This window comes from Amycolatopsis sp. cmx-4-61 (assembly GCF_046548775.1).
In the GTDB taxonomy this organism is placed as follows: domain Bacteria; phylum Actinomycetota; class Actinomycetes; order Mycobacteriales; family Pseudonocardiaceae; genus Amycolatopsis.
Window position 1 is genome coordinate 43,572 of sequence record NZ_JAEBEI010000018.1, and the last position, 22,825, is coordinate 66,396.

A 22,825-nucleotide genomic window follows, 5' to 3' on the forward strand; every position below is an offset into this window, starting at 1 on the left:
GAGGCAGAGGGCGACCCGCGAGGGCACGCGGCGAGGAGGTCAGTGGTTGAGGGCGCCGGACCGGAAGGTCGTGACGATGACCTCGGAGAACCCCAGTGCCCGCACGGCCCCGAGCAGCCGCTCGTCGTCGTGGACCGCGGCGGCCACGGCGGCGTCGAGCTCGATCCGGGCGGTGCCGCCGAGGTCGCGGACCCGGACGTCCCGGCTGGGCACCCCGCACCCGGCCAGGAACGCACGCACCGCCGCTTCGGCCTGTTCCACCCGCGCGAGCGTGGCCGTGGTGATCGGGATGCCGTAGCGGACGCGGCTCGCCAGGCACGGCGCCGCCGGTTTGTCCGCCCAGTCGAAGCCCCAGCCCCGGGCGATGGCGCGTACGTCCACCTTGGACAGACCCAGTGTCCGCAGTGGAGCGTGTACGCCGAGTTCGTCGCCCGCGCGGATACCCGGCCGGAACGGGTCGGTCGCGTCGTCGGCGTTCGTGCCGGTGGCCAGGGCCGGGAAACCGTGGGCGGCGGCGACTTCGGCGATCGTCGCGAGCACGGTGGACTTGCAGAAGTAGCACCGCTGACGGCCGTTGGCGGCGTACCCGGGCTCGGCCAGTTCGCCGGTCTCCGGGGTGAGGTGGCGGACCTCCAGGTCGGCGGCGATCCGCCGGGCGCCGGCCAGTTCCACCGCGGCCAGGCTCGCGGAGTCCGCCGTCACCGCGAGCACGTTCGCCGGGCCGAGGGCGCGCACGGCGGCCGCGAGCACCAGCGCCGAGTCGGCGCCGCCGGAGAACGCCACGGCGAGCCGGCCGAGGCCGGCCAGGTGCGTGACGAGCCGGGTGCCGTCCATCAGCGCCCCGCCGCGATCGCCGCGACGACCCGCGCCGGCAGTCCGAGCTCGCGGGCGGCGGCGACGACGTCGTCGTGCTCGGGTTTCGCGCCGTGCGGCCCGCGCTTGCGCCGCACCGGGAAGCCCAGGACGTCGACCGTTTCGGTCTCCCGCGCGAGCGCCGTCCGGTGCACCGGGTACTCGCGCAGCCCGAGACTGCCGGTTTCGGCCAGGACCAGCTCGCCCAGCCGGCCGGCGTGCTCGGGGGCCGCGAGCACGTGCAGGACGTGCGCCGGGCGGCCCTTCTTCATCGTCACCGGGCTGATCCACGCGTCGAGTGCGCCGGCCGCCAGGAGTTCGGCGACGACGTGCCCGAGCACTTCGCCGGTGACGTCGTCGAGGTTGGTCTCGAGCACCACCAGGGCGCGGGGCCCGGTGTCCGCCGGCTCGCCGAGGTGCACGACCGCGACGTTCGGGCGGTCCGGCAGCGACCGGGTGCCCGCGCCGTAGCCGGTGACCCGCAGGCGGAATTCCGGCGGCGGCTCGAAACGGGCGTCGACGGCCTTCAGCAGCGCCGCCGCGGTGGGGGTCACGGTTTCGCCGGTCAGGTCGCTCCCGGTCGTCCGCGCGCCCTTCAGCAGCTCCGCGGTCGCGGGGGCGGGGCAGGGGAGGAGGCCGTGCGCGGTCCGGACGGTGCCGGTGCCGAGGGGCAGCGCACCGCAGTACACAGTGGACACGTCGAGGGCGTGGAGTGCGGCGCAGACGCCGACGATGTCGACGAGCGTGTCGTGCCCGCCGAGTTCGTGCAGGTGGACGCGATCGGGAGCCGCCCCGTGCAGTCGCCCTTCCGCCTCGGCGATCGCCCGCAGCGCGGCGACCGCCCGTGCCGCGACCGGCGCGGGTTCGACCCGCCCGGCCATGGCGATGAGTTCGGCCGCGCGGCGGCTGGTGGCGTGGTCGGTGACGGCCACGTGCGCGCGAGCCGCCGTCAATCCGTGGGTGAGCAGGGATTCGACGTGCAGGTCCCACCCGGTCAGCCCGCTCGAGGCGATGGCGGTGCGGACGGGTTCCCGCGGCGCGCCGGCGTCGAGGAGGGCGGCCAGCAGCATGTCTCCGGCGAGGCCGGTGAAGGGGGAGATAACGCAGATCATCGCGGCCGCCGCGTGACCTGGGCGAGCCGGAACGCCGCCATCGCCGCGCCGAAGCCCGAGTCGATGTTGACCACCGTGATGCCCGCCGCGCAGGACGCGTGCATCGCCAGCAGCGCCGTCACGCCTTCGAGGCTCGCGCCGTAGCCGGTCGAGGTCGGGACCGCGATCACCGGGCCCGCGACCAGGCCGCCGACCGCCGAAGCCAGCGCGCCTTCCATGCCCGCGACCACGATGACCGCGTCGGCCTCGCGCAACCGGTCCCGCTCGGCCAGCAGGCGGTCGATCCCGGCCACCCCCACGTCCGTGACCGCCCGCACCGCAAGACCGACGGCCGCGGCGACTTCCGCGGCTTCCTCGGCGACCGGGCCGTCGGACGTGCCGGCCGCGGCCACCGCGACCGTGAAGGCCGTCGCCGGAGCCGGGCGCCAGACCAGCAGCCGCGCGCCCGCGGCGTAGCGGCCGCCGAGCACCTCGGCCAGCACGGACCGGGCCGGCTCGGCTTCGATCCGGGTGACCAGCACCGGACCGGTGTTGTGCGCGAGCAGCGTCCGCACGATGGCCGCGATCTGCGAAGCGGTTTTCCCCGGCCCGTAAACGACTTCCGGAAGTCCTTGGCGGTCTTCGCGGTCCAGGTCGACGCGCGCGAACCCGAGGTCGGCGGCGCTCATGCCGGCACGTACGGGATCGTCAGCGGCCCTTCCGGGAGCACGCAGGCCCGCGCGCCCGGCCCGGCCCGGTCGAGGGCCTCGGCCACCGTGGCCGCGATGTCGGTGGTCCCGGTCAGGTGCGCCGTCGCGAGGTCGGCCTCGCTCAGGAAACCGGTGTGCATGACGACCCGGCACTCGTCCTGGATCTTCGCCTGGATCTGCACCTGCCACTGGTCGGGCACGGTCACCGGGCGGGCCGCGATCTCCGCGAGCAGGGCCGCCGGGGAACTCGCCGAAGCGAGGACCTCGCGGTAGGAGCCGTGGTCGGGGAACCCGTCCCGGCACTCGGCCGCGCAGACGATCGTCCCGCCCGGCCTGGTGATCCGGTGCGCCGCCGACATCCCTTTGACGGCCTGGTAGAGGTTCTGGTCGAGGGGGTACCCGGAGTTGGTCGTCACCACGACGTCGAAGGGCGCCGGCACCGGCCGCATGGCGACGGCGCGGGCCGCGCGGGCCGCGGCCGCGTGCATGTCCGGGAGGTCGCCGCCGAAGGCGCCGATGACTTCCTTGTCCCGGTTGAGGATGACGTCGAGGGCGAAGGTGACGCCGGTGGCCGCGGCGATCGCGCGGACGTCGTCGTGCACGGGGTTGCCTTCGGTGATCCCCCAGGTGGCGTCGGCGTGCCCGATCCGGCGGGCGTCGTGCAGGACCAGCACGGTCTCCAGGGCCGCGAGCCCGGGCGCGACGAGCTTGGGGCCGCCCGAAAAGCCGGCGAAGAAGTGCGGTTCGACGAACCCGGTGGTGATCCGGACGTCGGCGGCCACCCACTCGCTGTTGAGCCACACCGGGACGTCGTCGCCGTGCCGTCCCAGCCAGGTCAGGCTCGCGCGGTCGCGGGCGTCGTGGTTGACGATCCGGACGGCGTCGAAAACCTCGTCGCCGAACATGGCCCGCAGCTCCGCGTCGGTGTTGCCCCGGTGGGTGCCGGTCGCCACCAGGATGACGACGTCCTCGAGGCGGACGACGCCGTCGAGTTCGGCGAGGATCGCCGGGATCATCAGCTCGCGTGGCTGCGGCCGGGTTCCGTCGCACGCCGAGATGGCGACCGTCTGCCCCGGCCGCACCCGGTCCCGCAGCGGCGGCCCGGCGACCGGTTCGCGCAACGCCCGGCGCAGCAGCACGGCCGCGGGTTCGGTGACCGGGTGGTGCACCGGGGTCACCACGGTGGTGACCGCCGGGTCGATGGCCAGGTCGAGGCCGGTCTCGCCGTAGGCGAGCCGGACCGTCGGGGCGGTCATGACGCCAGCCCGTAGACGCGGCTCGCGGTCCCGCCGCGGACGGCGTCGCGTTCGGCCGGGGTCAAGCCGTCGAGCAGACTGTCGGCGGCGTCCATCACTTCCGCGTACGTGCCCGCGAGCAGGCACACCGGCCAGTCGGACCCGAGCATCAGCCGGTCCGGGCCGAACGCGGTGAGCGCGGTTTCCGCGTACGGCCGCAGATCCTCGACGCGCCAAGGGCGGCCGGCTTCCGTCACCAGACCGGACAGCTTCGCGACGACGTTGGGTTCGGCGGCCAGCGTGGCCAGGTCGGTCGCCCACGGTTCGAGCTCTCCGGTGGCGACCGGCGGTTTCGCGAGGTGGTCGAGGACGAAGGTGAGGTCCGGCAGCGCACGGACCGCCGCGGTGGCCGCGGGGAGCTGGTGCGGCAGCACGAGCAGGTCGTACCGGAGCCCGGCGTCGCGCACCGCCGCGAGCCCGGCCAGGACGTCTTCGCGTTCGAGCCAGCGCGGGTCGGGCTCGGCCTGGACGAGGTGCCGGATCCCGGTCAGCAGCGCACCGCCGGGCGCCGACCGCAGCCGGTCGAGGTCCCGGGACGGCGAGCCGGTGAGGTCGACCCAGCCGACGACACCGGCGATGAGCGGCTCGGCGGCGGCGATCGCGAGGAACTCCACCGACTCGGCGAAGTCCGGCAGGACCTGGACGAGCACCGTCGCGTCGATCCCCGCGGCGGCCGCGCGCAGGTCGGCCGGTGTGAAGTCGCGGCGGATGGCCGCGGTTCCGTCGCCGTCCAGCCACGCGTGGCGGCGGACGGAGGTCTGCCACAGGTGGTGGTGCGCGTCGACGCGCCGGCCGGTCACGCCCGGCCGATCCGGTGGTGCTGGCGGCCGAGGCCGTCGATCTCCACGGTCACTTCGTCCCCTTCGGACAGATAGGGGAAGTCGTTGGCGCCGAACGCCACCCCGGCCGGCGTGCCGGTGTTCACGACGTCGCCCGGCTCGAGCACCATGAACTGGCTGAGGTACCAGACGACGTGCCGGACGCCGAAGAGCATGTTTGCCGTGGTGCCGTCCTGGCGCGGTTGCCCGTTGACCGCCAGGCGCAGGCCGAGGTCCTGGGGATCGCCGAGCTCGTCCGGGGTCACCAGCCACGGGCCCAGCGGGTTGAACGTCTCGCACGACTTGCCCTTGGTCCACTGGCCGCCGCGTTCGTGCTGGAACTCCCGCTCGCTGACGTCGTTCGAGACGGCGTACCCGGCGATGACCGCGTCGGCGTCCTCCGGCGTCGCGAGGTACCGCGCGCGCCCGCTGAGCACCACGGCGAGTTCGACCTCGTAGTCGGTCCGGGTGCTGGTCCGCGGGATGAGCACGGAGTCGTGCGGGCCGACGATCGTGTTGGTGGCCTTGAGGAACACCACCGGCTCCGCGGGCGGCTGCGCGCCGGTTTCCGCGGCGTGGTCGGAGTAGTTCAGCCCGATGCAGACCAGGAGGCCGGGCCGGGCCACCGGTGCCCCGACGCGCAGGCCCGCCGGATCCAGCTCCGGAAGGGTGCCTTCGCGCAGCGCCGTCCGGGCCCGCGCGACGCCGTCGGCGGCGAAGAACGCGCCGTCGACGTCCGGCGTCAGCGCCCGCAGGTCCCGCGCCGCACCGGTTTCGTCGAGGACGACGGGGATCTCGTGGCCGGGGTCGCCGAGGCGTTGGAAGCGCATGGCGGGACCGTAGCAGACATATGATGTCTCCTTCAAAGGCTGATGCAGTCAACATACGTAAAAGCACTTTGAGTAGTCGATAGTGACTTAACGTCCAAGTTATTGCCGTGTTACGGACCGAGTCTGGACAATCGCCGAGCCGACGCGTAGCCATACATATGCTGTCTGCGCCGAATGAGAGGGGCCCCCGTTGGCCGAAGTGATCAGCGCCATCGACGCCGTGGACGTGCGCTTCCCGACTTCACTGAGCCTGGACGGGTCGGACGCGATGAATCCGGAACCCGACTACTCGGCGGCGTACGTGACCATCCGCACGAGTGCCGGCGAAGAGGGCTACGGCCTCGCTTTCACCGTCGGCCGCGGCAACGACGTCGAGGTGGCCGCCGTCCGGGCGCTCGTGCCCCTGGTCGTCGGGATGCCGGTGGCCGACGCGCTCGCCGACCTCGGCGGCTTCTCCCGCCGGCTGACCGGGGACAGCCAGCTGCGGTGGCTGGGCCCGGACAAGGGCGCGATCCACATGGCCGCGGCCGCGATCGTGAACGCCGCCTGGGACCTGCGGGCCCGCCGCGAAGGCAAGCCGGTCTGGCGGCTCCTGGCCGAGCTGCCCCCGGAGGAACTGGTCGACCTCGTCGACTTCCGGTATCTGCAGGACGCCCTCACCCGCGACGAAGCCCTCGACATCCTCCGCCGCGCCGAACCGGGCCGCGCGGCCCGCCAGGCCGAACTCCTGGAAACCGGGTTTCCCGCCTACACCACGACTCCCGGCTGGCTCGGGTACTCGGCGGAGAAGCTGGCGGCGCTGTCGGCGGAGGCGGTCGCCGACGGCTTCACCCAGATCAAGCTCAAGGTCGGCGCCGACCTCGAGGAAGACGTCCGCCGGCTGCGGCTCGCGCGGGACGTCGTCGGGCCCGATGTCCGGATCGCCATCGACGCCAACCAGGCCTGGGGCGTCGGCCAGGCGATCGAGTGGCTGCGCCCGCTGGCGGAGTTCGACCCGTACTGGATCGAGGAGCCGACCTCGCCCGACGACGTGCTCGGCCACGCGGCCATCCGCCGGGCGGTCGCGCCGATCAAGGTGGCCACCGGCGAGCACACGCACAACGCCGTGATGTTCAAGCAGCTGCTGCAGGCGGAGGCGATCGACGTCCTCCAGCTCGACGCGAGCCGGGTCGCCGGCGTCACCGAAAACATCGCGATCCTGTTGCTGGCCGCGAAGTTCGGCGTCCCGGTGTGCCCGCACGCCGGCGGAGTGGGACTGTGCGAGATGGTGCAGCACCTGGCGATGTTCGACTTCGTCGCGGTCAGCGGCACCCAGACCGACCGGGTCATCGAGTACGTCGACCACCTGCACGAGCACTTCGTCGACCCGGTGCGGATCGAGCGGGGCCGCTACCTGGCCCCGCGGGAGCCGGGGCTCGGGGCCCGGCTGCACGCGGAATCCGTGGCGCAGTACCGGTTCCCCGACGGGCCGGTCTGGCAGCGGGACGCGGTGGTGGTCGCGTGACGGGCGGTGAGTTCGACGGCGTCCGCGCCGTCGTGACCGGCGGGGCGTCCGGGATCGGGCTCGCCACCGCGACGATGTTGTCCCGGCGGGGCGCGCGGGTCGTCTGCCTCGATCTGAACGACGAGGTCGAGGCGCCGCTGCTCGGCGTGCGGGCCGACGTCTCGGACGACGCTTCGGTACGGGCCGGGATCGCCGCGGCGGTCGAGCGCCTCGGCGGCCTGGACGTCCTGGTCAACAACGCCGGGATCGGGGCACAGGGAACGGTCGCCGACAACGACGACGCGGAGTGGCACCGCGTGTTCGACGTCAACGTGGTGGGGATGGTGCGGGTCAGCCGCGCGGCCCTGCCGCACCTGCGCGAGTCGCCCGCGGCGGCGATCGTCAACACCTGCTCGATCGCGGCCACCGCCGGGCTGCCGCAACGAGCGCTCTACAGCGCCACGAAGGGTGCGGTCCTCGCGCTCACCCGCGCGATGGCCGCCGACCACCTGGCCGAGGGGATCCGCGTGTGCTGCGTGAACCCCGGCACCGCGCACACGCCGTGGATCGACCGGCTGCTCTCGCAAGCCGACGATCCCGACGCCGAGCTGGCCGCGCTCGCCGCGCGCCAGCCCACCGGCCGGCTCGTCACCGCCGACGAAGTCGCCGCGGCGATCTGCTACCTGGCCGGCCCGGCCGCCGGCGCCACCACCGGCACCGATCTCGCCGTGGACGGCGGGATGGCCGGCCTCCGGCTCCGCCCGAAACCTGTCAACGAGGAGAGGTCATGAAGTTCCAGCACCTGCGCGCCGCGACCGTCGTCACCGCCGGCGTCCTGACCGCGGCCGCTCTGGCCGGCTGCAGCGGTGGCGGCTCCACCGCCGCTTCCGGCGGCAAAACCGTCGTGGGCGTCGACTACCCGCGCTCGGACACCGACTTCTGGAACGCCTACATCAAGTACGTGCCGCAGTTCGCCGGGCAGTTCGGGCTCGACCTCAAGACCACCAACTCGCAGAACGACGTCGCCAACCTGACGGCGAACGTGCAGACGATGATCAGCCAGGGCGTCAAGGGCGTGGTGATGGCCCCGCAGGACACCGCGGCGATCATCCCGACCCTGCAGCAGCTCGCGGGCAAGAAGATCCCCGTCGTGTCCGTCGACACCCGCCCCGACCAGGGCAACGTCTACATGGTCGTGCGGGCCGACAACCGCGCCTACGGCGAGAAGGCGTGCCGGTTCCTCGGCACCAAGCTCGCCGGCAAGGGCAAGGTCGTCATGCTGCAGGGCGACCTGGCCTCGATCAACGGCCGCGACCGCACCGAGGCGTTCAACGACTGCATGAAGAAGGACTTCCCGGGCATCACGGTGTTCGGCGAGGCCACCAACTGGGACGCCAACACCGCGGCGCAGAAACTGCAGACCCGGCTGACCGCGAACCCGGACATCAAGGGTGTCTACATGCAGTCCAGCTTCGCCCTCTCCGGCACGCTGCAGCTGCTGAAGCAGCGCGGCCTGGCGGTCCCGGCGAGCGACCCGAAGCACGTGTTCATCGTGTCCAACGACGGCATCCCCGAGGAACTGGCCAAGATCCGGGCGGGGGAGATGGACGCGACCGTGTCCCAGCCCGCGGACCTGTTCGCCAAGTACGCCCTGCAGTACGTCAAGGACGCCATCGCCGGCAAGACGCCCACCCCGGGCAAGACCGACCACGACAGCACCATCATCCAGGTCCGCGACGGCCTGATGGAGGACCAGCTGGCCGCGCCGCTGGTCACCGCGGACGGTGCCACGTTCGGGCCGGTGAGCAGCGTCAAGGTCGACGACCCGTCCCTGTGGGGCAACAGCAAGAGCTGACCCGGCCGGCGAGAGGAAGCGAACATGAGCACCGTGCCGGTCGTCGAGGCGCGCGGAGTGGTCAAGCGCTACGGCGCCACGGTCGCGCTGGACCACGCCGACCTGACCGTCCACCCGGGACAGACGCATGCGCTGGTCGGCCGCAACGGGGCCGGCAAGTCGACCCTCGTGTCCGTCCTCACCGGACTGACCGAGCCGGACGCCGGGACCGTGCGGCTGAACGGGGAACCGGTCCCGGCCCTGGCCGACCGGGACGCCTGGCGGTCCCGGGTGGCGTGCGTGTACCAGCGGTCGACGATCATCCCCGAGCTGTCGGTGGCGGAGAACCTGTTCCTCAACCGGCAGGAGACCCGCGGCGGGTTCGTCCGCTGGGCCGCGCTGCGCCGCTCGGCCGCCGAGCTGCTCGAACGCTGGTCGGTGGCCGTCGACGTGCACCGGCCGGCCCGGGAGCTGAGCGTGGAGCAGCGGCAGTTCGTCGAGATCGCGCGGGCCCTGTCGTTCGGCGCCCGGTTCGTCATCCTGGACGAGCCGACCGCGCAGCTCGACGGGGCCGCCATCACCCGGCTCTTCGGCCACGTCGCCGAGCTGCAGCGCCAAGGCGTCACCTTCCTGTTCATCAGCCACCACCTGCAGGAGGTGTACGAAATCTGCGACACGGTGACGGTGTACCGGGACGCGCGGCACGTCCTCACCGCGCCGGTCTCCGAGCTGCCGAAGGCCGACCTCGTCGCGGCGATGACCGGGGAGAACGCGGTCACGACGCAGGACCGGGCGTCGTCGGCCCGGTACGGCGACGAACCCGTGCTCCGCGTGGCCGGCCTGACCCTCGCCCCGCACTTCGAGGACGTGTCGTTCGACATCGCGCCCGGGGAGGTCGTCGGGCTGGCCGGCTCCGGCAGCAGCGGCAAGACCGAGCTCGCCGAGGCACTGGCCGGGCTGCGCAAACCGACGTCCGGCACGGTGGTCGTCGGCGACCGACGACCCCGGCCCGGTGACGTCCCGGCCGCGCTGGCCGCGGGGGTCGGGTTCGTCCCGGAAGACCGGCACCACCAGGGTTTCGTGCCGGAGATGTCCATTGCGGACAACACGACGATGAGCGTCATGGACCGGCTCGGTCCCGGCATCTTCGTCCGGACCGGCCGGCGCGACCGGCTCGCCGGGTCGCTGATCACGCGGCTGGCGGTGAAGACCCCGGGCCCCGAGCTGCCGGTGTCCGCGCTGTCCGGCGGCAACCAGCAGAAGGTCGTCATGGCCCGTGCCCTGGCGGGTGATCCGCGGCTGCTCGTGCTCATCACCCCGACGGCCGGGGTCGACGTGCGGTCGAAGGAGTTCCTCCTGGGCAAGGTCGCGGAGGCCGCCGCGGCGGGCACCGCGGTGCTGATCGCCTCGGACGAACTGGACGACCTGCGCGTGTGCGACCGGCTGCTGGTCGTGGTGCACGGCCGGCTCGCCACCGAAATCCCCGCAGGCTGGCCGGACCGCGAGGTCGTGGCCGCCATGGAAGGAGTCGACCTCGATGCCTGACAGCCCCGCCGCGGTGGGAGTCCCGCCGCGGACCGGATCTCCCGCCGCACCCCGGCGCATCGCCCTGGCACGCCTGCGCGACTTCGCGCTGGTGCCCGGGATCATCGCGATCGCCGTCGTCGGCCAGCTGGTGAACCCGGTGTTCCTCCAGTACGACAACGTGATCAACATCCTGCAGACGATGTCGGAGATCGCGCTGCTGGTGCTCGCCCAGACGATGGTCCTGGTCGTCGGCAAGATGGACCTCTCGCTGGAATCGACCTTCGGCCTCGCGCCCGGTGTGGCCGCCTGGCTGACGATCGGCGGCGGCCATTCGCTCGGGCTGCTGCCGTCGTGGACCGCGGTGCCGGTGGTCCTGCTGGTCGGCGTGGTGGTGGGAGCGCTCAACGCCCTGCTGATCGTCCGGTTCGGGCTGAGCGGGTTCGTCGTCACCCTCGGCATGCTGATCGTGCTGCGCGGCCTGCTCACCGGGATCTCCGGCGGGCAGACGTTCTTCGGCCTGCCGGATTCGGTGCTCTACCTCGGCACCACGCTGTGGGCCGGGATCCCGGCGTCGATCTGGATCTGCGTGCTGCTGTTCGCCGCCGGGATCGTCCTGCTCGGCTACACCCGGTTCGGCCGCAGCCTGTACGCGATCGGCGGGAACGAGGACGCGGCGAAGGCCGCGGGCATCCGCACCGACCGGATCGTGTGGATCGTGCTGATCGGGGCCAGTGTGCTGGCCGCGCTCGGCGGGCTGCTGCTCTCGGGGCGGCTCGCCTCGGTGGCCGCGGCGCAGGGCAACGGCTACATCTTCACGGTGTTCGCCGCCGCGGTGATCGGCGGGGTGAGCCTGAACGGCGGCCGCGGCACGCTCTTCGGCGCGTTCACCGGCATCCTGCTGCTCTACATGATCCAGAACGTGCTGACCCTGGCCGGGGTGCCGGCCCAGTGGATCGGCGCGCTCAACGGCGCGATCATCCTCATCGCGCTGGTGATGTCCCGCATCACCAGCGGCAAGCGGCAGAGCTGATGGCGGACCTCGGCCTGGGCACCGCGGGCCTGGGCGACGTCTTCGGCGAGGTCGACGACGAAGCCGCCGCGGAGGTCGTCGCCGCGGCGGCCGGTGCCGGGATCCGGTACTTCGACACTGCGCCCTACTACGGCTTCGGGCGGGCCGAACGCCGGCTGGGCCGGGCACTTTCCCGGCTGCCCCCAGGCTCGTTCACCGTCTCGACGAAGGTGGGCCGGACGCTCACCGACGGCGGCTGCGTCTTCGACTTCTCCGCGGCCGCCGTCCGCCGGGGGATCGAAGGCAGTCTCGACCGCATGGGCCTCGACCGCGTCGACGTCGTCTACCTGCACGACCCCGACGATCACGAAGAGGAAGCCGCATCCGAGGCCTGGCCGGAGCTGTGCCGGCTGCGCGACGAAGGCGTGGTCTCCGCGATCGGCGTCGGGATGAACCAGTGGGAAATGCCCGCCCGCTTCGTCGAACGGTTCGACGTCGACGTGGTCCTGCTCGCCGGCCGCTACACGCTGCTCGACCGCAGCGGCGAGCGCCTGCTCGACCTGTGCGGCGAGCGCGGGGTGGACGTCGTGCTCGGCGGCGTGTTCAACTCCGGCCTGCTCATCGATCCCCGGCCCGGCGCCTGGTTCGACTACGCCCCCGCTCCGGCGGACCTGCTGGCCCGCGCGCAGCGCCTGCGGGAAATCGCCGCCTCGGCGGGGTACGACCTGGCCGCGTGCGCGCTCGCGTTCGCCGCCGCGCACCCCGCCGTCTCCTCGGTCCTGGTCGGCGTCACGAGCGCCGGCCAGCTGCGGGCGAACCTCGCCGCGTTCCGCCGCGAGGTGCCGCGCGAACTGCTGCACCGGTTGACATCCGGTGGGTGACGTGCGTCCGGGTGCCGTGACCGGTCGGCGGTCACGGCGCTCCGCCGTCGAACTCCCGGACCTCGGCCAGGTGGGCCCGCAGCCAGCGTTCGGACGTGTCGACGTGCATCAGCGCGGCCGCGGTGGCCACCGCGGGGTCGCGGTCGGCGAGCGCGTCGTAGATGGCCTTGTGCTGGGACAGCGTCACGTGCGTGGCGCCGCGTTCGACGGTGCCGCGCCAGACCCGCGCCCGCAGGGTGCGCGAGGAGATCCCGTCCAGCAGGGCGGTGAGGGTCTCGTTGCCCGTGGCGGTGACGACGGCCCGGTGGAAGGCGGCGTCGAGCACGGTGAGGCGTTCGACGTCCTCGACCGCGTCGTGCATCGCGTCGAGCAGCTCGCCGACGTTCCGCAGCTGCGCGTCGGTGATCCGGGTGGCGGCCAGGCCGGTGGCCGCGGGCTCCAGCAGCCGGCGCACCTCGGTCAGCCCCAGGACGCTGCCGTCCTGCATGAGCGCCACGGCGTTGCCGAGGCCTTCCAGGAGCAGGCTCGGCGCGAGGCTGGTGACGTACGTGCCGTCGCCGCGGCGGACTTCGAGCACCCTGGCCAGCTCGAGCGCCTTCACGGCTTCGCGCGTGGGGCTGCGGGAGATCCCCAGTTCCGTGGCCAGCTCGTGCTCGGGAGGCAGCTTGGCGCCCGCCGGGAACCGGCCGGACCGGACGAACTCCCGGATCCGGTCGATCGCTTCGTCGGTCAACGACCTGGCCATGGCCCTCCTTGGACAGCACACCTGAGCGCTCACTCTAGCAGCCATATGATGTCTGCTCGCGAGGGAGTCGGCTGTGGTCCGCGAGGGGCGGAGATTCACCGGTTTCGAGGGGTAAGTCCGGAGACAGACATGTGATGTCTGCGGTGCCTCAGGTCTGCGCGTCCGGCTGGGCCTCGGGTCCGTCGCAGGCCACGTCGGCCCACACCGTCTTGCCGCCCGTTCCGGGACGGTCCCGCACGCCCCAGCCGACGGCCAGCTTCTCGACGATCAACATGCCCCGGCCGCCGGGGGTGGTGTGCCCGGGGGCCGCGACGACCGGGTGGTCCGGGCAGCTGTCGTCGACTTCGATGTGGACGAGGCACGGCGTCCGGCGGTAGTCCATCCGGACTTCCAACGGCCCCTGCCCGTGGTCGTAGGCGTTGGTGACCAGCTCGGTGACGACCATCAGCACGTCGCCCAGGTGGACGTCGTCGACCTCGGTCAGCGTGCGCGACGCCCACCGGCGCACCTGCACCAGAGCCGGGGCCGAGGACCCGCGCAGATCCCACGACCAAGGCGGCGCTTCCGTCCCGTCGGGCATGGTGACTCACCCTTTCCGGGCTCTGGCGTCCTCGGTGCTGAAGACGTCCGCACCAGGGCGATACCCGAGGGACCGGGCGGCCAAACGCGCCGTTCGGCTGCGCCGATCGGCCGTCACGCCGGACGTCCGGCGGAGCGCGGGCACGGAGTGGTGATCACGCGACCGCCGCGGGTACTCCACCGTGGCGAACGCGGGCCGCGTCCGCCCGGTCATCGGAGGATCCACTGTGGACGATGCCTGGCTGGAGGTGCGCGCCCGGCCGGCGATCGACCGTCGAGCCGGATCGGCCGAGCCGGGCGGCGCCGGGCAAGCCCGGCTCGGGGTAGGTGCGGCGACCGTCCAGTCGCGACCCCTGCCCGCCGCCGCACCGCTCGCTCAGGTCAGCAGCTCCAGCAGGATCCGGCGGGCGTGGGCCAGGCCCGGCGCGTCGGGGCTGCCGATGTCGCGGGCGGTCTGCTCGGCGCGCGCGAGCGTGGCGAGTGCGGTGTGCACCAAGGGGTCGTAACCGGCGCGGGCGGCCAGCACCGGCGCGCCGGGCGGTGGCCGCATGACCTCCCGCCACACCTGCAGGGTCTCGGCCGTGCGCCGGCGGACCTGCTCGTCACCGGCCGTGGTACCCGCCTGTTCGGCGTACAGCACGGCCAGCAGGATGGTCACGACCGTTTCGCTCGTCGGCGGTTTGTTGTTGCGCAGGTTCTCCGAGAGGGTGCTGCGGCAGGACACGGCCCGGTGGTCCAGCCGGCGGGTCTGGTCCTCGATCGCCCGGTAGGTCAGCCCGCTCTCGTCGACGAGCGCCTTGAGGTAGCGGGCGAAGTCCGACCGGCTGGTGATCTGCCGCAGCCGGGGCGCCGCCGGTTCCGGCCGCGGCCGGCGCGTCAGCGGGACCGGCAGCTGCAGCCGCGGGATCGTCGGCGGGTCGTCCGGCGGGGGCGGGGGCGCCGGGGTGCCGTCGAGCCGGCCCCGGGCCGGCGGGTCGAGCACGGCCGCGCCGCGGTCCCGTTCCGCCTTGGCCGCGAGGTACCGGGTGAACACGACCTTGGCTTCGGCTTCCCCGGCCCCGCAGGCCTGCACGATGCCGCGGTAGACGGGCCAGGCCAGCAGCCGCGGCGAGGCGGGGTCGCACGCGGCGTGCAACACGCTGGGCTGGACTTCCGGCATCGTGGAGATGATCGCGAACACGTGGCTGTCGACGGGGAACGTCGCCATCGCTTCGTGCAGGGCCCGCAGCGCCGGGCCGGGCGTGGCCACCGCGGTCACCGGCGCCGCCCCGGGCGGTTCCGGTCGCGCGCGGCGGTGAACACGGCCGCGCGGCCGGGAGCCGGTCCCCGGACCACGAGCAGGGCCGCGGCCCGGGTGCGCCGGGGCCGGTGCGGGGCCGGTGTCCGGCGGGCCACGCCCGGGACGGGGTAGCGGGGAACCCAAGGGGGCATGATCAACCCAATCTCGATGTCTTCGGTGCGGGTGAGCACGTCACCGGCAATGGCGCCCGGCCGTCCGCGGGGCAACGCGGGTTCGACGGCTGGGCGCATTCCGGTGGCGTTCTGAGTTGCCGTTGATCGAACACGAAGAATCGGGTCCGGCACAAGCGCCGAGGTGTCCGGATCTGTCCGGGCCGTAACGGCAGGAAAACCGGCGGAAACCCCACCGCGGCGACCCCGTGATGCGGATCACTCGCCGATTATTCCGTTTCAGCGCTGCCCTCCGGGGTTTTTGCTGGTCAAGCTCGCGGTTGCCAAAAAGGTGACAGACGGTGGTCCCCGGGCCTTGTCCGGTGCCCCGGACGGCGTCTGGCCAGGCGGACACCGGCGCCCTAGATTCGGGACCACGTCGAGGATGTGGACCTCCGCGTCGTCCGACGTCGGCTCGATGCTCCTCCAGCGGGTGGGAATCGAGGGGCCGGGCACTGGAGTACCCCGGGCAAGGGGAACTCCAGCCGCCCGGCCGTTTTGGCGTCCCGGCCCGGCCGGCCCCCGGCAGGCGGCCCGCCGTGCGGTCCGGCATCCGGCAAGTGACCGGCAGGTGACCGCCCGAAGATCGGCAACGGATTTCCGTTCTTTTCCGCCGGGGTCTACGTGCGGTAGTCCCGCCGGGGGAGTACCTTGTCCCAATTCACCGGATACGGTTGCTCTCCCCGGCGGGGCGGCCACCCCGGGTCACGACTCTGTTCCTGAGGGCGCCCGCGCGTGAAGATCCACAATTGAATCTCCCTTGCTCGCAGCCGGGGCGAAGGGGGCCGGAAAAGGGGGGATCCGGTTCGGGGGAGCACGGCCTGGAGTGCGAGGAAAACTGTCATGACCGACCCGGTCGCCGGGTTTCCCCTGGTGCGAGCGGACTGCTCGAGCCGCAAGCGAGGTCAGTCGGCGTTGAGCAGGCTGCCGCACACCGACGCGTTCACCAACCACCGCGTCCTCGGGGTCGCGGACCGGATGCTGATCCTGTTCCTGCTGGTCGTGCTGGCCGACGAGCACGGACGGCTGGCCACGCTGCACCAGCGGCTGGCCCTCGCGGCGGCGCGCGACCCGGACCACTGGGCCGCCGGACGGCCGGCGGACAAGCTGCCGAACTCGACCGCGAAGTGGCTGGGCAAGGCGGCCGTCCGCCGCCCGCCGTGGCCGCGGATCGAGGAGTTCCTGCGGCTGCAGGTGCCGCCGCGGCACCTGGCCCCGGTCCGCGCGACGGCCGCGGGCCTGTTCTGCAAGGCCGACGGCAAGGACCGCCCGGACCCGGACTCCACGGGGCCGGTTCACCTGCCGCCGTGGGCCCGGCACACGCGCGTGACCACCGAGGCGATCATCGCCGACGTGGCCGCCATGCTGGCCCCCGGGCCGGAAACCGCCGCCGGGGAACCGGCGGCAGCTGATCCGGAACCGGCCGCCGTCCGCGCCGACAGTGCCCACCTTGAAACGACGAAGCTGCTCCTCAGCCAGGTCCTGCGCGAATACATGCAGCTGCAACGCGACCACGACCGGCTGCGCCGGGAAGCGGACTACTGGGAAGGCGCGGTCACGGCGCAGGGCGAGCAGTTCGTCGAGCACCACCAGCAGCGGCAGCAGCTGAGGCTGGTGAACCGGCAGTTCCGGGCGTTGCGCCGGCTGCACGTCGACCTGCTGCTGAAGCTGCACCCGGGCCTGTCCGCCGCGACCGCCGAGTCGATCGTCGACGAGCAGCTGCAACCGGCCGCCGTCCCGGGGCCGCGCCCGGACTGGGAATTCACCGGCACCGCCCTCGCCGCGGAAGGGGCACCGGACGAACCGGCGGCCGCGGCCCGGTAGTCCTTCACTTGCCGCGGCCCGGTTCCCGTGGTCAGCCGGTCGTCGAGGTGAGCAGCACGGGAAACAGCTGCCGCTGAACGTGTGGGCCGCCCATTCGCGCCGGGCCGGTGAGCCCGAGGCCGGCGTGGTGGGCCGTGATGGTGGCCGTCGTGCCGCCGCGGTTGAGCAGGACCACCGCCGGCAGTAGCCGCAGCCGTGGCGGCCCGCGTCGGTGGGGATGCCCGCCTCGGCACGGCCGAGGCCGTGAAAGCCAAGGCACAGAAGGTGATCCGGGCCCGGCGCCGTCCGGGGGCACGGAAAGCGGGCGGACCCGCCGGGACCTGCACCCGGCTTCCGGCGGGGAACGCTTCGCCCGGCTGGAACTTCCGGTCAGCGCGAGGCCGCGGCCACCGCGCGGGCGCGGTCGGCCAGCCGCGCGGTGGCGTGCAGGACGGTCACGACCGAGCCGAGCGCGACCGCCCGGTCGCCCAGCTGTCCTTTGCAGACGGTCACCTGCGCACCGGCGAAGGGCAGCGCGTCGCGCATCAGCGCGCTGCGCAGCGGTGGCAGGAGGATTTCGTACGCGGCGGCCAGTTCGCCGCCGAGGATGACCCGGTCCGGGTTGACGAGGTTGCCGAGGACGGCGATCGCGGTACCGAGGCGGTGCCCGGCGTCGGTCAGGACGCGGACGCAGGCGCGGTCGCCCGCGGCGGCGTGCCGGATCAGGTCGCCGGCCGTGAGCTCGGTGCCGTGGCGCGCCCGCAGCTGGTCCAGCAGCGCGGGCAGGCTCACGTAGGTTTCGAGGCAGCCGCGGTTGCCGCAGCGGCAGATCCGCCCGGCCGGGTCGACGGTCATGTGCCCGAACTCCGCCGCCGTGCCGCAGGACCCGCGGAACAGCCTGCCGCCCAGCACGAACCCGGCGCCGACACCGGTGCCGAGCTTGATGTAGACGGCGACCTGGGCGCCCCGGCCCGCACCCCAGGTGACTTCGGCCAGCGCGCCGAGGTTGCCGACGTTGTCGACCACCACGGGCAGGCCGAGCAGGGCGCCGAGCTCGTCGCCCGGGCGCAGCCCGACCCAGCTCGGCGCGATGCTGGACGACCCGACCGTGCCCGTCAGCGAGTTGACCGGGCCCGGCAGCCCGGCGCCGACGCCGATCACCTTGCCCGGCTTGACGCCGGCGGCGGCGAGCGTGTCCCGCGCCAGTGTGGCCGCGATCCGCAGCGAGTCCCGGGCGTCGTGGTCCCGGTCGAGCGGGCGCAGCTGCTCGGCGAGCACCGTGTGGGCCAGATCGGCGACGATCACCCGGATGTGGGTGTGCCCGAAGTCGATGCCGACGACGGCGCCGGCGGCGGGGTTGAGGGTGAGCAGCGTGCCCGGCCGCCCCTGTTTCGGCGGCCCGGGCGGCTCCGGGCCGGCGCTCTCGACGATCAGGCCGTCCCGGTACAGGGCGCCGACGACGTTCGACACCGTCGCCCGCGAAACGTCCAGCAGCCGGGCGATCTCCGCCCGGGTCAGCGGACCGCGGGTGCGCAGGAGCTCGACGACCCGTTCGTGGTTCCCCGGCCGCGCTGCCGGGTGCGGTGGCGCCACACCCGAGATGTACACCGTCACCGCCCGGGGCGACAAGCGCTGAACAAAACCGGTTGCCGGGATTTCCCCCGGACAGCGGGCTGTCGGACGGCGGCGGCGCGGGGCCGGCGGCGGAACTCGACGGCATTTCGACGGAATTCGACGACGGCTTCCGACTTTTCGGGCAGTTTCGTCCAGCCCGTTGACACATTGGGGCCCGGGGTTCCAGCATCAATGCTGCCGAGCGCGGGTCAAAAGATCACCGGATGTGCGGTGGCGGCCGCGGCTCACCCGTTCGAACCACTCTCGCCCGAGGATGTGCGGATGTGACCGAGAACCGGTATCCCGGCGCCCATCGCGCCGGTCCCCCCTAGCCCCGTGGTGAACGCCCGGACCGCCGACACCCCCTCGGTGGCCCAGCTCGTTCTTTCGCTGGAATGTTAGCGCTAACACCGGACGTTTTCCCGTCGAATCCGCGGAACGGGAGCTGTGTTGTTCCCGCGCGCCGGTGCTCGCCGTCCCCACGGAGGTGACCATGACTGTCCTCGACTTTCCCGGTCCGCGGCCGACCCTGGCCGACGTGGCCCGCGCCGCCGGTGTCTCGTCGGCGACGGCGTCGCGGGTGCTCAACGGATTTCCGCAGGTCCGCGCGGAAACCCGGCGTCAGGTCGAACAAGCCGTCCGCACCCTCGGCTACGTCCGGCAGCGCGCGGCCCGGACCGGCGACGGCGCCGCGACGGGCACGGTCGCCGTCGTGGTGTGCGAGGACGGGCTGCGCCTGTTCTCCGACCCGTTCTTCGGCCGGATCATGCGGGGCATCGACCGGGAATGCACCGCGGCCGGCCGGCAGGTCGTGGTGCTGATGATGCAGGCGTCGGCGCAGGCGCCCGCCTTCCGGTACCTCGGCGGCGGGCACGTCGACGGCGCGCTGTTCGTGAGCACGCACGCGCGCTGCACGACGGCGTTGTCCCGGGCCGATTTCCCGGTCGTCAGCGCCGGGCGGCCGATGGTCCCCGACCCGGCCCGCTACACCTACGTGGACGTCGACAACCGCGGCGGCGCCGCGGCGGCCGTGCGCTACCTGCAGGCCGCCGGGCGGCGGCGGATCGTCACCGTGGCGGGCCCGAAGGACATGGCCCCGGGCCAGGACCGCCTCGCCGGCTACGCCACGGCGATCTCCGGAACCCGGGTGGTCGACCCGGGATCGGTCGCCCACGGCGACTTCGGCCAGGCCTCCGGCGAGCACGCGATGTACCGCCTGCTCGACCGCCGGCCGGACCTCGACGCGGTGTTCGCGGCGTCCGACGTGATGGCGGTGGGCGTGCTGCGCGCCCTGCGCCGGGCGGGCCGCCGCGTTCCCGACGACGTCGCGGTCGTCGGCTTCGACAACTCCCCGGTGGCCCTGACGACCGACCCCCCGCTGACGACGGTGAGCCAGCCGGTCGAGGCACTGGGCGCCCGGGCGGCGAGCGAACTGCTCGCGGTGATCGACGGCACGGCGAGCCGGCCGCGGCGCGTGGTGCTGGGGACGAAACTGGTGGTCCGCGAGTCGGCGTGAGGTGCTGTTCGGCTGGACCGCGTTCGCCGTCGCCGTGGCCGAAGCAGCAGTCGCCGCAGACGGGGCCCGGATGCCGTCTCAGCGGTAGCCGGCCGCGGCGACGTCCGCCCCGACCGCGGCGTCGGTCGCGTCCGACGGGTAGCCGGCCACCATCGCGCCCTCGGACGTGCGTGCCGCTGGTCACCAGGTACATGCCTTCCGGCGCGCTGCCCTTCGGGACGCCGGGGGCGGACCCGTCGCGCCGGTAGCTGTTCTTCGGGGCGAGGTAAAGTGAGTACACTTTGGACCCGCCGACGGTCAGCGCTTCGCGGTTCGCCACGGCCGGGGTGTCCTGGCCGCCCGCGCCGCCGGCGCAGAAGGAATCCTGGGCCGCGGCGTCCGCCTGGCCCCCGGTCGTGCGGACGCCGATGTTCCGGGTGGTGCCGTCCGATGAACGGCGGATCTGGTACAGCCAGCCGGTGTAGGCGGCGAACAACGCCCGTTTCGGGGACGCTGAGACTTTCAAGCGGCCACCGTGGTTGTTCGGCGTGAGAAGCGTGTGAAGCATTCCGCGGGTCCCTGGTCTTTGCGCGGGCTTCACGATTGAATACATCGAATCGGGCGACCGCGTGTTGACACGACCGTCCGCGCAAACGGATGCTCGGCGTACCGGCCGAAAGGCCGAACCCCGGACCGACAAGAGGGAGACAGCCGAGCCATGACCACCGTGCCGGCGAACCCTCCCGGTGCGTCCTGATGGAGCCGGACCTCATCGAGATCACCGTCACCGTGCCGCACACCCCCGCGGCCGTGTGGACGATCGTCGGCCGTCCGCACCTGTACCCGCGGTTCGTCCGCGGGATCACCGCGTGCGAGCTGGTTTCCGAGGCCACCGGCCGGGGCGCCCGCTACCGGTACCGCGCCGGCGGCGAGGGCGAGGCCGAGGTCTTCGTCCACCGCCGGGACGAGCACCTGGCGTGGTCGGGCCCGCAGCACCGGATGTCCGTCGTGCTGCGCCCGGTGCCCGAGGGCTGCGCGCTCACCATCCTGCTGACGCTGCTGGACGGCCGGTCGACGGCGGCCCCGCGGATCCGGCAGCGGATCCTGGACGCGGTCGCGGCGATCAGCGACCACCTCGGCGGCGTGCCCGCGGCGGATCCCCTGCCCCCGCGCCCGTCGAAGCGCGAACTCGCGCGGATCCTCGTCCGGGCCGGGGTCCTCACCCCGGCCCAGCCCACCGGGACACTGCGGCAGCTGCGGTCGGTGGGCCGCTGGGGCTCGACGCTGGCCGGCGGCTACGAAGCGGTGGCCCGGCGCGCGCCCGACGCCCTCGCGCTGTGCGACGAGCGGTCCGAGCGGACCTTCGGCGAGGTCGACGACCGCACCACGCGGCTGGCCGCGGTCCTGAAGCGTCACGGCACCACCGAGGGTTCGCGCGTGCTCCTGATGTGCCGCAACCACAACGCGATGGTCGAGGCGATGATCGCCTGCAGCAAGCTCGGTGCGGACGTCGCCCTGATGAACACCGGCCTGGCGCTGGGACAGGCCGCCGAGTTCGCGCTGCGGCACGGATCCCGGCTGGTGCTCGCCGACGCCGAATTCGCGGCCCTGCGCGGGCGGCTGCCGTCGGAGATCCCGCAGTTGTGGACGTGGCCGCCCGGCGGCTGGAACGGGCCCACCATCGAAGAACTCATCGAGGCCGAGCCGCCCGCCCGGATCGCGCCACCGGCGAAGCCCGGCCGGCTCGTCGTGCTCACCTCGGGCACCTCGGGCCCGCCGAAGGGCGCGCGCCGCCCGACGCCGAACAACGTCGCGGACGCCGCCGCGGTGCTGTCGGAAATCCCGCTGCGGGCCGGGGAACCGATCCTGGTGGCCGCGCCGCTGTTCCACACGTGGGGCCTGGCCGCGCTCCAGCTCGGCATGGCGCTGCGCGCCGGGCTGGTGCTGCTGCGGCGGTTCGACCCGGAAGCGACGCTGGCGATGGTCCAACGGCAGCGCTGCACGGCGTTGTTCGCGGTCCCGACGATGCTGCGGCGGCTGCTCGACCTGCCGGAGCGGACCCGCGCCCGCTACGACCTTTCTTCGCTGCGCGTGGTCGCCAGCTCCGGCGCGACCCTGCCGGGCCGGCTGGCCGAGGAGTTCATGGACGCCTTCGGCGACATCCTCTACAACCTGTACGGCTCCACGGAGGTGTCGTGGGCGGCGATCGCCGGGCCGCGCGACCTCCGCGCGGCCCGCGGCACGGCCGGCCGGCCGCCGATCGGCACGGCGATCCGCGTCCTGGACCGCGCGGGCACCCCGGTGCCGCCCGGTGCGACCGGCCGGCTCTACGTCGGCAACCGGCTGCTGTTCGACGGGTACACCGACGGCGAGCAGCTCGACGTCCGCGACGGCCTGATGCACACCGGCGACCGCGGGTACGTCGACGCGAACGGCCTCCTGTTCGTCCAGGGCCGCGAGGACGAAATGATCGTGTCCGGCGGCGAGAACGTGGCCCCGGCCCCGGTGGAAGAGGTCCTGCTCACGCTGCCGGAGGTCCGCGAGGCGGCGGTGGTCGGGGTGCGCGACCCCAAGTACGGCCAGCGCCTGGCGGCGTACCTGGTGCTCGTTCCGGGCGCCCAGCTGGACGCCGACACGGTCCGGTCCCACGTCCGTGAGCGCCTGGCCCGGTTCGCCGTGCCCCGCGACGTCGTGTTCGTCGAGGAGCTGCCGCGCAATGCGACGGGCAAGGTCGTGAAGCGCGCCCTGCGCCGCAGCTACCGCTGGTGACCGGACCGGCCCGTGGCGGTCCCGGCGGCAGTGTCGTGAGT

The 22,825-nt window shown here is 73.3% G+C and carries 21 protein-coding genes and 1 pseudogene; 9 read left to right on the forward strand and 13 right to left on the reverse strand.

Features of this window, described 5'->3' with window-relative positions; all coding sequences use genetic code 11:
• Window positions 1-39: 39 nt before the first annotated feature.
• From larE to ACLJOU_RS36495, 6 genes are read right to left on the reverse strand one after another with little or no spacing between them, the layout of a single operon-like run.
• Window positions 40-834, reverse strand: coding sequence for an ATP-dependent sacrificial sulfur transferase LarE (larE, locus tag ACLJOU_RS36470; RefSeq protein ID WP_410573830.1), 795 nt, complete (start codon window positions 832-834; stop codon window positions 40-42).
• Entirely contained in the window at window positions 834-1,964 is a 1,131-nt protein-coding gene (gene larC, locus ACLJOU_RS36475; RefSeq protein WP_410573831.1) for a nickel pincer cofactor biosynthesis protein LarC, read from the reverse strand. Before larC ends, larE begins: the two co-directional genes overlap by 1 nt.
• Window positions 1,961-2,632, reverse strand: a complete 672-nt coding sequence (gene larB / locus ACLJOU_RS36480) for a nickel pincer cofactor biosynthesis protein LarB (RefSeq protein ID WP_410573832.1) — start codon at window positions 2,630-2,632, stop codon at window positions 1,961-1,963. Before larB ends, larC begins: the two co-directional genes overlap by 4 nt.
• Complete coding sequence (larA, locus tag ACLJOU_RS36485; protein WP_410573833.1) at window positions 2,629-3,909, reverse strand: nickel-dependent lactate racemase; 1,281 nt, start codon at window positions 3,907-3,909, stop codon at window positions 2,629-2,631. Before larA ends, larB begins: the two co-directional genes overlap by 4 nt.
• The gene (locus ACLJOU_RS36490; protein WP_410573834.1) at window positions 3,906-4,748 is read right to left on the reverse strand and encodes an amidohydrolase family protein; all 843 of its coding nucleotides are present in this window, start codon (window positions 4,746-4,748) and stop codon (window positions 3,906-3,908) included. Before ACLJOU_RS36490 ends, larA begins: the two co-directional genes overlap by 4 nt.
• On the reverse strand, window positions 4,745-5,596 hold the full coding sequence (locus ACLJOU_RS36495) for a fumarylacetoacetate hydrolase family protein (protein ID WP_410573835.1): 852 nt from the start codon (window positions 5,594-5,596) through the stop codon (window positions 4,745-4,747). The genes ACLJOU_RS36490 and ACLJOU_RS36495 overlap by 4 nt, the downstream gene beginning before the upstream one ends.
• 190 nt (window positions 5,597-5,786) lie before the next feature.
• Between ACLJOU_RS36495 and ACLJOU_RS36500 the strand changes: the two genes are divergently transcribed.
• The 6 genes from ACLJOU_RS36500 to ACLJOU_RS36525 are packed head-to-tail and all read left to right on the forward strand — an operon-like array spanning window position 5,787 to window position 12,330.
• The gene (locus ACLJOU_RS36500; RefSeq protein ID WP_410573836.1) at window positions 5,787-7,100 is read left to right on the forward strand and encodes an enolase C-terminal domain-like protein; all 1,314 of its coding nucleotides are present in this window, start codon (window positions 5,787-5,789) and stop codon (window positions 7,098-7,100) included.
• Window positions 7,097-7,870 (forward strand): SDR family NAD(P)-dependent oxidoreductase, encoded by a 774-nt coding sequence (locus ACLJOU_RS36505; protein WP_410573837.1) that lies wholly within the window; start codon window positions 7,097-7,099, stop codon window positions 7,868-7,870. The genes ACLJOU_RS36500 and ACLJOU_RS36505 overlap by 4 nt, the downstream gene beginning before the upstream one ends.
• On the forward strand, window positions 7,867-8,934 hold the full coding sequence (locus tag ACLJOU_RS36510; protein WP_410573838.1) for a sugar ABC transporter substrate-binding protein: 1,068 nt from the start codon (window positions 7,867-7,869) through the stop codon (window positions 8,932-8,934). The genes ACLJOU_RS36505 and ACLJOU_RS36510 overlap by 4 nt, the downstream gene beginning before the upstream one ends.
• Before the next feature lie 24 nt (window positions 8,935-8,958).
• A complete protein-coding gene (locus ACLJOU_RS36515) occupies window positions 8,959-10,458 on the forward strand; it encodes a sugar ABC transporter ATP-binding protein (RefSeq protein ID WP_410573839.1) in 1,500 nt (499 codons plus the stop codon).
• Complete coding sequence (locus ACLJOU_RS36520) at window positions 10,451-11,470, forward strand: ABC transporter permease (RefSeq protein WP_410573840.1); 1,020 nt, start codon at window positions 10,451-10,453, stop codon at window positions 11,468-11,470. Before ACLJOU_RS36515 ends, ACLJOU_RS36520 begins: the two co-directional genes overlap by 8 nt.
• Window positions 11,470-12,330 carry an aldo/keto reductase gene (locus tag ACLJOU_RS36525; RefSeq protein ID WP_410573841.1) on the forward strand — a complete coding sequence of 287 codons (861 nt, stop codon included), beginning with the start codon at window positions 11,470-11,472 and terminating at the stop codon, window positions 12,328-12,330. Before ACLJOU_RS36520 ends, ACLJOU_RS36525 begins: the two co-directional genes overlap by 1 nt.
• 31 nt (window positions 12,331-12,361) lie before the next feature.
• On the opposite strand, the gene ACLJOU_RS36530 is transcribed toward ACLJOU_RS36525, so the two are convergent.
• From ACLJOU_RS36530 to ACLJOU_RS36540, 3 genes are all read right to left on the reverse strand, one after another.
• Complete coding sequence (locus ACLJOU_RS36530) at window positions 12,362-13,075, reverse strand: FadR/GntR family transcriptional regulator (protein ID WP_410573842.1); 714 nt, start codon at window positions 13,073-13,075, stop codon at window positions 12,362-12,364.
• 148 nt (window positions 13,076-13,223) lie between these two features.
• Window positions 13,224-13,655, reverse strand: coding sequence for an ATP-binding protein (locus tag ACLJOU_RS36535; RefSeq protein WP_410573843.1), 432 nt, complete (start codon window positions 13,653-13,655; stop codon window positions 13,224-13,226).
• Between the two features lie 375 nt (window positions 13,656-14,030).
• Entirely contained in the window at window positions 14,031-14,912 is an 882-nt protein-coding gene (locus tag ACLJOU_RS36540) for a hypothetical protein (RefSeq protein WP_410573844.1), read from the reverse strand.
• 1,034 nt (window positions 14,913-15,946) lie between these two features.
• On the opposite strand from ACLJOU_RS36540, the gene ACLJOU_RS36545 reads away from it, so the two are divergent.
• Window positions 15,947-16,927, forward strand: a complete 981-nt coding sequence (locus tag ACLJOU_RS36545; RefSeq protein ID WP_410573845.1) for a hypothetical protein — start codon at window positions 15,947-15,949, stop codon at window positions 16,925-16,927.
• A 31-nt stretch (window positions 16,928-16,958) separates the two neighbouring features.
• On the opposite strand, the gene ACLJOU_RS36550 is transcribed toward ACLJOU_RS36545, so the two are convergent.
• The gene (locus ACLJOU_RS36550; RefSeq protein ID WP_410573846.1) at window positions 16,959-17,102 is read right to left on the reverse strand and encodes a hypothetical protein; all 144 of its coding nucleotides are present in this window, start codon (window positions 17,100-17,102) and stop codon (window positions 16,959-16,961) included.
• Window positions 17,103-17,296: 194 nt separating this feature from the next.
• Entirely contained in the window at window positions 17,297-18,499 is a 1,203-nt protein-coding gene (locus tag ACLJOU_RS36555; protein WP_410573847.1) for an ROK family protein, read from the reverse strand.
• A 514-nt stretch (window positions 18,500-19,013) separates the two neighbouring features.
• Here ACLJOU_RS36555 and ACLJOU_RS36560 point away from each other — a divergent pair.
• Entirely contained in the window at window positions 19,014-20,036 is a 1,023-nt protein-coding gene (locus ACLJOU_RS36560) for a LacI family DNA-binding transcriptional regulator (RefSeq protein WP_410573848.1), read from the forward strand.
• A gap of 78 nt (window positions 20,037-20,114) precedes the next feature.
• On the opposite strand, the gene ACLJOU_RS36565 is transcribed toward ACLJOU_RS36560, so the two are convergent.
• Entirely contained in the window at window positions 20,115-20,189 is a 75-nt protein-coding gene (locus ACLJOU_RS36565) for a hypothetical protein (RefSeq protein ID WP_410573957.1), read from the reverse strand.
• A 67-nt stretch (window positions 20,190-20,256) separates the two neighbouring features.
• Window positions 20,257-20,628, reverse strand: a pseudogene (locus tag ACLJOU_RS36570) (arabinofuranosidase catalytic domain-containing protein); the annotation flags it as partial.
• A 143-nt stretch (window positions 20,629-20,771) separates the two neighbouring features.
• Here ACLJOU_RS36570 and ACLJOU_RS36575 point away from each other — a divergent pair.
• Window positions 20,772-22,784 (forward strand): AMP-binding protein, encoded by a 2,013-nt coding sequence (locus tag ACLJOU_RS36575; protein ID WP_410573849.1) that lies wholly within the window; start codon window positions 20,772-20,774, stop codon window positions 22,782-22,784.
• The last annotated feature ends 41 nt before the right edge of the window (window positions 22,785-22,825 follow it).

Coding starts and splice junctions, on each gene's coding strand:
- larE (WP_410573830.1), bottom strand. CDS start 834: ATGGACGGCACCCGGCTCGTCACGCACCTGGCCGGCCTCGGCCGGCTC.
- larC (WP_410573831.1), bottom strand. CDS start 1,964: ATGATCTGCGTTATCTCCCCCTTCACCGGCCTCGCCGGAGACATGCTG.
- larB (WP_410573832.1), bottom strand. CDS start 2,632: ATGAGCGCCGCCGACCTCGGGTTCGCGCGCGTCGACCTGGACCGCGAA.
- larA (WP_410573833.1), bottom strand. CDS start 3,909: ATGACCGCCCCGACGGTCCGGCTCGCCTACGGCGAGACCGGCCTCGAC.
- ACLJOU_RS36495 (WP_410573835.1), bottom strand. CDS start 5,596: ATGCGCTTCCAACGCCTCGGCGACCCCGGCCACGAGATCCCCGTCGTC.
- ACLJOU_RS36510 (WP_410573838.1), top strand. CDS start 7,867: ATGAAGTTCCAGCACCTGCGCGCCGCGACCGTCGTCACCGCCGGCGTC.
- ACLJOU_RS36515 (WP_410573839.1), top strand. CDS start 8,959: ATGAGCACCGTGCCGGTCGTCGAGGCGCGCGGAGTGGTCAAGCGCTAC.
- ACLJOU_RS36520 (WP_410573840.1), top strand. CDS start 10,451: ATGCCTGACAGCCCCGCCGCGGTGGGAGTCCCGCCGCGGACCGGATCT.
- ACLJOU_RS36525 (WP_410573841.1), top strand. CDS start 11,470: ATGGCGGACCTCGGCCTGGGCACCGCGGGCCTGGGCGACGTCTTCGGC.
- ACLJOU_RS36530 (WP_410573842.1), bottom strand. CDS start 13,075: ATGGCCAGGTCGTTGACCGACGAAGCGATCGACCGGATCCGGGAGTTC.
- ACLJOU_RS36535 (WP_410573843.1), bottom strand. CDS start 13,655: ATGCCCGACGGGACGGAAGCGCCGCCTTGGTCGTGGGATCTGCGCGGG.
- ACLJOU_RS36545 (WP_410573845.1), top strand. CDS start 15,947: ATGACCGACCCGGTCGCCGGGTTTCCCCTGGTGCGAGCGGACTGCTCG.
- ACLJOU_RS36560 (WP_410573848.1), top strand. CDS start 19,014: ATGACTGTCCTCGACTTTCCCGGTCCGCGGCCGACCCTGGCCGACGTG.
- ACLJOU_RS36575 (WP_410573849.1), top strand. CDS start 20,772: ATGGAGCCGGACCTCATCGAGATCACCGTCACCGTGCCGCACACCCCC.